At 62.8% G+C, this 1,985-nt stretch carries 1 protein-coding gene; it reads left to right on the top strand.

Going from position 1 to position 1,985, the window contains the following annotated elements; all coding sequences use genetic code 11:
- Window positions 1–414 precede the first annotated feature (414 nt).
- A partial coding sequence (locus WBQ44_RS02880) for an AAA domain-containing protein (RefSeq protein WP_495565234.1) occupies window positions 415–1,985 on the top strand: 1,571 nt, incomplete at its 3' end.

Below are 1,985 nucleotides of genomic sequence, written 5' to 3'. Positions count from 1 at the left end.
CAACGGAGCGACTCCGCGCCCGCCGCGAGGAACTGACCCGGCTGACGCTGGGGTGATTAGCTTGCATATTCAATGAAACGCCAACTCACGTAAGTCTTTCGCGTTGGCGTACACCCGATGCCTGTTCCCGCGGTTGTCGTGGTCCCCGTATACGGTTGCGGCATGTTGGGTGGGGGAACAGCGGATGGCGTCGTGCGCAGACAGCAACCAGAGGATGGGTCAGCAGCGACGTGGCCGTGGATACAGGAAAATACGCTCGCGGGCCTCGACGCGTTGATCCAGCGCAGGTTGCGGATCGCAAAGTTGACCAGGATTACGGACAATTCGTTGCCACTGCCCGAGCGAACGCTACTGGACGTACTAACTTCCGTTCCTCCACCTCGGGGTGGTTGGTCCGGCCACAAATTTTTCCTGTTGGACGCCGACACCGCGGATGCTGGCGACCCGGCACGCTGCGAGGTCGAGCTGGCATACGAACCCAAGGCCCGCAAACTCAAGCTGAAGGTCACCTCAGCGACGCGTCGGGCGCTCGGGACTGCGACTCACGTCCGGGTGGCGTACGCCGACGACTTCGATCTCGAGCTGCTCCGGCAACTGCGTGTGTGCGTTCAACAGGCGACCCGTGCGCCCCTGGTCGTCGACTTGTGGTCGCCCGGTGTCCTGCCCATCGCTCCCGCCATGAAAGGACTGAATACCGAGCAACAGAGGGCTTTCAACGCCATGGCCTCCGGGGGCGCATGGCTGGTCTGGGGCCCGCCGGGGACCGGAAAGACGAAAGTCATCGGAAAGGCAATAGCGCGTGCGTTAAGCCAGGGGCATTCGGTTCTCATCACGTCACACACCCACGTCGCAGTGGACAACGTCGTCGAATCAGTCGCGGAGACCGTGACGGAAGCCGGTCAAGTCATCCGTGTTGGAGCATCGGGTCAGCTCACAAAGAAAGTGTCGGAACATCCCTGGCTCACCGTCGACAAGGCCGCCGCAGCGATGACCAACCGCGTTGCGCGGCTGCAGTCGATTCAGGACGCTATGGCCGAGAACGAATCGCACCCGGATCGCCTCCACCTTGGCGTTGTCGTGCAGCTACTCGAACAGGAAAACGGCCTACGGCTCGAATCTGCCCTTCGAGCTCAGGAAGCAGCGGACACCGCACGCCACCTCGCGGAAACCCTGGCGCTGGCGGGAGTCGAGTCCGCGCGCCGCCGTGCCGACTTCGAGCGAATCGATGCGGCAGCCGCACGTAGCGCGGCCGCGGCGTCTATGCTGCCGCAGCTGAAAGACCACGCTCAGTCTGCCGCGAGAACCGCGCACCATGTCGCTCATCAGGTCTACGCCGCCGAGCAATCACTCGCGTCGCTGAGATTCGAGTTGTCCAAGGCCGTCGTGGAGTGGTCGGAGGCCACGTCTGCCCGACAGTCCTGGAGCGCGGGTTTGCCCTGGCGGCGGCGCGCGCTCGATTCACGGATACAACTGGCAAATGAACGTCGTAACATTCTTGCCGCCGAGGTTCACTCTGCCGAAGGCGGAGTCGAGTCCTTCCGAAGGGCAGCCGCTGACGCAGGCGTCGAGGCCGCCAACGCGCACGAACGAGTCGTGATCGCCGAATCCGCCCAGCGCCGCGCTCGGGAACTGGCCCGAGATGTATCTGCCGTCAAGGCTGCGGAATCTGCAGCGCAGTCCGAGTCCGCACGGGTACAAGCTCGATATGCAGAAGCTCAGCGCGTTGTCGATGTAGTTCCCGACTGGCAGAACGTCATTGCTGAGGGGCAAGCCGACGGAACTTTGGGGGCCCTGGCCGAACGCGACGACTACAACGAACGCGTCGCAACACTCGACACAGCAATGAAAGAGCTGATCCGCAAGAAAAAACTGCTGGACGACGAATACGCAAAGACCAAGAGTCACCTCCTCGAGACAGCGCCGGTCGTCGCGTGCACACTGTCGTCGTTGACTACGAAGACCGAGCTCGCGAACCGTCGCTTCGA

The organism is Rhodococcus sp. (in: high G+C Gram-positive bacteria) (genome assembly GCF_049591685.1).
In the GTDB taxonomy this organism is placed as follows: domain Bacteria; phylum Actinomycetota; class Actinomycetes; order Mycobacteriales; family Mycobacteriaceae; genus Rhodococcoides.
Note: the sequence above shows the minus strand (reverse complement) of the source record. Positions and strands in the feature narration are given on the sequence as shown.